The sequence below is a fragment of the Streptomyces sp. NPDC017890 genome (assembly GCF_044328675.1).
GTDB lineage: Bacteria > Actinomycetota > Actinomycetes > Streptomycetales > Streptomycetaceae > Streptomyces.
In genome coordinates this window covers 1-7,022 of record NZ_JBIRHU010000061.1, presented here as the reverse complement: position 1 = coordinate 7,022, position 7,022 = coordinate 1, and the positions used below count along the sequence as shown (strand labels likewise).

1 protein-coding gene is annotated in these 7,022 nt (G+C 73.6%); it reads right to left on the bottom strand.

Going from position 1 to position 7,022, the window contains the following annotated elements; all coding sequences use genetic code 11:
- Positions 1–7,022: type I polyketide synthase (locus tag ACH4F2_RS34970; RefSeq protein WP_398136720.1), on the bottom strand; the 7,022-nt coding region annotated here is incomplete at both ends.

Genomic DNA, 7,022 nt, shown 5'->3' with positions numbered 1-7,022 from the left:
GCCGCAGCGTACGCACCCTGACCACTACCACCCCACACACCCGCGTTCGACGAGAACAGCACGAACGCGTCCAGCTCCGCCCCACCCAGCAACTCATCCAGATGACGCGCACCCGCCACCTTCGCCGCCAGGACGTCCGAGAGCTGTCCGGCGTCGATGGTGGCGAGGTCGGCGAAGCGGCCGACGCCGGCGGTGTGCACGACGGCCGACGGCGGGTGCTCCGCCAGCAGTGCGGCCACGGAGTCCCGGTCCGCCACATCGCAGGCGGCCAGTGTGACCCGCACGCCCGTTCCGGTCAGCTCCGCGGCCAGCTCCTGCGCCCCCGGTGCGTTCTGGCCCCGGCGACTCGTCAACACCAGGTGCTCGGCACCGTTGGCCGCCGCCCACCGCGCCACGTGCGCACCCAGCGCGCCCGTACCGCCCGTGACCAGCACCGTCCCACGCGGCGACCACGACCGCACCACCGGCGCGTCCCCCAGCGGGGCGCGCAGCATGCGTCGTACGAACACACCCGACGTGCGGACCGCGAGCTGGTCCTCATCGCCGCAAGCGCCGGCGAGGACCGCGGCCAGCCGGTTCGCGGAACGCTCGTCCAGCGCCTCGGGGAGGTCCAGCAGGCCGCCCCAGCGATCCGCGCACTCCAGGCCGACGACCCGCCCCAGGCCCCATACCTGGGCCTGCACCGGAGCCGTCGGAGCGTCGGAACGCCCCACCGAGACGGCGCCCCGGGTGACCAGCCACAGCGGGGCGCCGATACCGGCGTCGCCCAGCGCCTGTACCAGGGCCACCGTGTCCGCCAGGCCCCGGGAGACCGGGGCGGCGCCCAGTCCGTTCTCGGCCAGGCCGAGCAGTGAGACCACGCCGTCGATCCCGTCCCTCCCGTCGAGCTCCGACAGTCGGCCTGCGAGGTCGAGGCGGGACGCCCGGCCGTCGACGGCCAGGCGCACCACGTCCGCGCCGTGGGTCTCCAGTACCTCGGACACGGGGTCGGGGTCCGCTCCCGCGGACACCACGAGCCAACGCCCGGACAGTGCGGCCGACTTCGGTGACAGGTGCTTCCACGACACGGAGTAGCGCCACTCGTCCACCCGCGACCGTACGTTCCGGCGGCGCCGCCACGCCGACAACGCCGGCAGCATCGCGCTCACCGTCTCGTCGTCGTCGACTTCCAGGGTCCTCGCGAGGGCCGCGACGTCCCCGTGCTCGACCGCCTCCCAGAAACCGGCGTCCTCGGTGCCGCCCGCGAGGGTGACGTCGAAGCCGGCCGGCAGCGGTTCGAGCCAGTAGCGCTCGCGCTGGAAGGCGTACGTCGGGAGGTCGACGCGGCGTCCGCCGGCCAGCAGCGGGGACCAGTCGACGGCCAGGCCCCGCACCCAGCCCTCCGCCAGGGAGGCGGTCAGCCGGTCGGGGCCGCCTTCACCACGCCGCAGCGTGCCGAGGACGGCAGCCGTGACACCGGCGTCGTCGAGCGTCTGCTCCACGCCCACGGCCAGTACGGGGTGGGCGGAGACCTCGATGAAGAAGCGGTGGCCCTGCTCGGCCAGTGCGCGCGTGGCCTCGTCGAAGCGGACGGTGTGGCGGAGGTTGGTGTACCAGTACTCGGCGTCCAGGCCCGTGGTGTCCAGCCAGTCACCGGTCACGGTCGAGAAGAACGGCACCTCGGCGGTGCGCGGTCGCAGTCCGGCCAGGACCTCGAGCAGCTCGGCGCGGACGGTCTCCACGTGCGACGAGTGGGAGGCGTAGTCGACGGGGATACGGCGGGCCCGGATCTCGTCGGCCTCGCAGGCGGCGAGCAGGGCGTCCAGTTCGGCCACGTCGCCGGAGACGACGACGGACGACGGCCCGTTGACCGCCGCGACGGACAGCCCGTCGGTCAGCCGTTGCCCGACCTGCTCCGCCGGCAGCGCGACGGACACCATGCCACCGAGGCCGGACAGGGCGAGGATCGCCTTCGACCGCAGTGCCACGACCCGGGCCGCGTCGTCGATGGAGAGCGCTCCGGCCACGCAGGCGGCCGCTATCTCGCCCTGGGAGTGGCCCACCACGGCGGCCGGCTCGATGCCGTACGAACGCCAGGTCTCCGCCAGCGACACCATCACCGCCCACAGCACCGGCTGGACCACGTCGACACGCTCGAGGGCCTCGGCGTCGTCGAGGACGTCGAACAGCGACCAGTCGACGTAGGAGGAGAGTGCGGTGGCGCATTCCCGCATGCGTTCCGCGAACACCGGTGAGGTGTGCAGGAGTTCGGTGGCCATGCCCACCCACTGGGATCCCTGGCCGGGGAACAGGAACACGTTCTTGCCCTGGAGGTCGGCCGTGCCCCGCACCACTCCCTTCGCCGTCTCACCCGCGGCGAGTACGGCCGCGGCGGACGCCGGGTCGGAGCCGATCAGCACGGCGCGGTGGTCCAGCGTGGCGCGGGCGGTGGCGAGGGAGTAGGCGATGTCCAGCGGTGAGAGGCCGCTTCGGGCCCTCGCGTGCACGCCGAGCCGTTCGGCCTGGGCGGACAGCGCCTCGGGTGACTTGGCGGACACCAGCCACGGCACGACCGTCTCTTCGGCGGCCGGCTGCCGCTCCGGTGCGGCCGGGGCCGCCAGTGCTTCCGGGACCACCGGTGCTTCCTGGACCACCGGTGTGTCGTCCGGGGCCTGCTCGATGATGAGGTGGGCGTTGGTGCCGCTGACGCCGAAGGAGGAGACGCCCGCGCGGCGCGGCCGGTCGGTGTCGGGCCACGGCATGGCCTCGGCGAGGAGTTCGACGGCGCCTTCGGACCAGTCGACGTGCGGGGTCGGCTCTTCGGCGTGGAGGGTCTGGGGCATGATGCCGTGGCGCATGGCCATGACCATCTTGATGACACCGGCGACACCGGAGGCGGCCTGGGAGTGGCCGATGTTCGACTTGACCGAGCCGAGCCGCAGCGGACGGTCGGGGTCGCGGTCCTGGCCGTACGTGGCCAGCAGCGCCTGCGCTTCGATGGGGTCGCCGAGGGTCGTCCCGGTGCCGTGCGCCTCCACCGCGTCCACGTCGGAGGCGGCCAGTCGGGCGTTGGCGAGGGCCTGGCGGATGACGCGCTGCTGGGAGGGGCCGTTGGGGGCGGTGAGGCCGTTCGAAGCGCCGTCCTGGTTGACGGCGGAGCCCCGGACGACGGCGAGGACCTGGTGGCCGTTGCGGCGCGCGTCCGACAGCCGCTCGATGAGCAGCAGTCCCGCGCCCTCGGACCAGCCGGAGCCGTCGGCGCCCGCGCCGAACGCCTTGCAGCGCCCGTCCGGTGCGTTGGCGCCCTGCCGGTCGAACTCGGTGAAGACGCCGGGGGACGCCATGACCGTCACGCCGCCCGCCAGCGCCATCGAGCACTCGCCGTTGCGCAGTGCCTGCGCCGCCAGGTGCAGCGCCACCAACGACGACGAGCAGGCCGTGTCGACCGTCACCGCCGGTCCCTCGAGCCCGAAGGCGTAGGCGATCCGGCCGGAGATCACACTCGTGGTCGTGCCGGTCATCAGGTAGCCCTCGACACCTTCGGGCATCGCGAGGACGTTGCCGGTGTAGTTGGAGTGCGAGGAACCCGCGAAGACGCCGGTGCTGCTGCCGCGCAGCGCCGCCGGGTCGATGCCCGCGCGTTCGAACGCCTCCCAGGCGGTCTCCAGGAGGAGCCGCTGCTGCGGGTCCATGGCGAGCGCTTCACGGGGGCTGATCCCGAAGAAGGCGGCGTCGAAGAGAGGGGCGTCGTAGACGAAGCCGCCCACGCGGGCCTTCGTGTCGCCGCCGGTGCCGTCGGCGTCCACGCCGTACATGCGGTCGACGTCCCAGCCGCGGTCCTCGGGGAGTGCGGAGATCGCGTCACCCGCGGAGCGCACCAGCTCCCACAGGTCGTCGGGCGAGGAGACGCCACCCGGGTACCGGCAGGCCATGCCGACGATGACGACGGGGTCGTCGTCCCCGGCCACCGCCGGTGCGGCCGGTGCCGGGGCGGCTCCGGTGCCCTCCGTGGTGTCGCCGAGCACTTCCGTCCGCAGGTGCTCGACGAGGATCTGCGGCGTCGGGTAGTCGAAGACGAGGGTGGCCGGGAGCCTGAGTCCTGCAGCGGCGGTCAGCCGGTTGCGCAGTTCCACGGCGGTCAGCGAGTCGAAGCCGAGGTCCCGGAAGGGCCGGGTGGCGTCGATCAGGTCGCCCGTGGCGTGGCCGAGCACGGCGGCGGCCTGCGCCTGGACGAGGTCCAGGAGCGCGGCGCGCTGTCCGGCCGCGTCGAGCCCGGCGAGGCGGGCGGCGAGACCGGAGGGGTCCGCGGCGGCCCGGGCGGCAGCGGTACGCCGCGCGGAGGTCCGCACCAGGCCACGCAGCAGGGGCGGTACGTCGCCGCCGCGGGCCAGTACGTCGGTGTTCACCGGTATCGGCACGAGGGCCGCCTCGTCCACGAGGGACGCGACGTCGAGGAGTTCGAGTCCGTGCTCGGAGGTGAGGGCGCCGAAGCCGCCCCGGTTCATCCTGGCCAGGTCGGCCTCGTCGAGTTCGCCGGTCATGGTGGAGCGCTTCGCCCACATGCCCCAGGCCAGCGACTGTCCCGGCAGGCCCTGCGCCCGGCGGTGCTGGGCGAGGGCGTCGAGGAAGGCGTTCGCCGCCGCGTAGTTGCCCTGCCCCGCGCTGCCCAGGGTGGCCGCCGCGGAGGAGAACAGCACGAACATCGCCAGGTCCATGTCCCGGGTCAGCTCGTGCAGGTTCTGTGCCGCGTCCACCTTCGGCCGGAACACGGTGTCGACGCGTTCCGGAGTCAGCGAGCCGATCACGCCGTCGTCCAGCACGCCGGCGGTGTGGACCACACCGGTCAGGGGGCGTTCCAGCGCCTCCAGGACACCGGCCAGGGCGTCGCGGTCGGCGACGTCGCAGGCCGCGAACCGCACGTCGGCGCCCAGTTCCTCCAGCTCCCGGGCGAGCTCGGCCGCGCCCTCGGCCTGTGCGCCCCGACGGGAGACGAGCAGCAGGTGCCGTACGCCCCGCTCGGCCACCAGATGCCGGGCGACCAGGCTGCCCAGGGTGCCGGTCGCGCCGGTGAGCAGGACCGTTCCCTCGGGGTCCGGACGGCGTGGCATCGACAGGGCCACCTTGCCGACGTGCTTGGCCTGGCTGACGTACCGGAAGGCCTCCCGTGCCCGGCGCACGTCCCAGGTGCGGATCGGCAGCGGTTCCAGCGCGCCCTGCTCGAACAGGTCCAGCAGTTCGAGCAGGAGCGTCTGCGTGTGGTCCGGGCCGGCCTCCGCCAGGTCGTACGCCCGGTAGTCGACGCCCGGATGGTGCGCGGCGACGACGCCCGCCTGGCGGATGTCGGTCTTGCCCATCTCCAGGAACCGTCCGCCGCGCGGCAGCAGCCGCAGCGAAGCGTCCACGAACTCCCTCGCCAGGGAGTTCAGCACCACGTCCACGCCCTGGCCGTCGGTGACGGCGAGGAACTTCTCCTCGAACTCCAGCGTGCGCGAGGAGGCGATGTGGTCGTCGTCGAGACCGAGGGAGCGCAGTACGTCCCACTTGCCTTCGCTCGCCGTGGCGAAGACCTCCGCGCCCAGGTGGTGGGCCAGCTGGATCGCCGCCATGCCGACGCCGCCGGCACCCGCGTGCACCAGGACCCGCTCCCCCGCACGCAGGCCGGCGAGGTCCTGCAGTCCGTACAGGGCCGTCAGGAACACGATCGGCGTGGTCGCCGCCTGCTCGTCCGTCCAGGACCTCGGCGCTCGCGCCACCCGGCGCCGGTCGGCGGTCATCACCGGTCCGAACGCCCGCTGCACCATGCCGAACACGCGGTCGCCGACCGCCAGGTCGGTCACACCGGCGCCGACCTCGCTGATCACACCGGCGACCTCGCCGCCCATCACGGCGTCGCCCGGGTACATGCCGAGCGCGATGAGGACGTCACGGAAGTTGACGCCCGCCGACCGCACGTCGATACGGACCTCGCCGTCGGCCAGCGGCACCGTCGCGAGGTCGCTCGCCTGGATGTCGAGGCCGTCGATGGTGTCGCTGCCCATCGGGCCGACGAACCAGCCGGGCTCCCCCACCGGGGGCACGAGTGTGCCGTCCGTGCCGACACGGGCCAGACGCGGCGCGTACGCCACTCCGTCGCGAAGGGCGACATGCGGCTCACCCGTGGCCAGGGCGGCCGGCAGCGCCCGCGCGGAGGTGGCGTCCGCGTCGAGGTCGACGAGGACGACGCGTCCGGGGTTCTCCGACTGCGCGGAGCGGACCAGGCCCCACACCGCGGCGCCGGCGAGGTCGGTGACGTCGGCGTCGGAGCCGACCGCGACCGCGCCCCGGGTGACGACGACGAGACGTGTGTCGGCGAACCGGTCGTCGGTGAGCCACTCCTGCAGCAGGCCGAGTACGTCGTTCACCGCTGCCCGGGCAGCGGCTGCCGCATCGCTCTGCGGGCCGCTCTTCACGGGTACGGGGCACGGGAGCAGCAGGAAGTCCGTCACCTGACCGGACAGTTCGGACGCTTCAGCGAGGGTGTCCAGCGACTCGGCCGGGACGACAGGGCTGCCGATGTCGACGGTCCACCGGCCGAGCGCCGCCCAGCGGGCGGAGGGCGCCTCGGCGGCGGCCAGGGCCGTCCACGCCGTACGGAAGAGGGAGTCGCGATAGGAGGTACGGCGGACCGGCTGTCGCGTCGACGCCTCGCGCAGCACCAGGGACTCCACGGAGGCAACAGGCGCCCCCGTCTCGTCGGCGACCTGTACCGCCACCGCGTTCGGGCCCGCGGACGTCAGACGTACCCGCACCGCGGTCGCGCCTGTGGCGTGCAGCGAGACTCCGCTCCACTCGAAGGGCAGGCTCGCACCGCCGGAACTCTCGACGAACTCGCCGAGCCCGATGGCGTGCAACGAGGCGTCGAGGAGAGCGGGGTGCAGACCGAAGGCCGCCGCCCGTTCCTTCTCCCGCTCGGGCAGGGCGACTTCGGCGAAGACCTCGTCACCACGCCGCCAGACCGCACGCACCCCCTGGAACACCGGCCCGTACCCCAGACCCACCTCCGC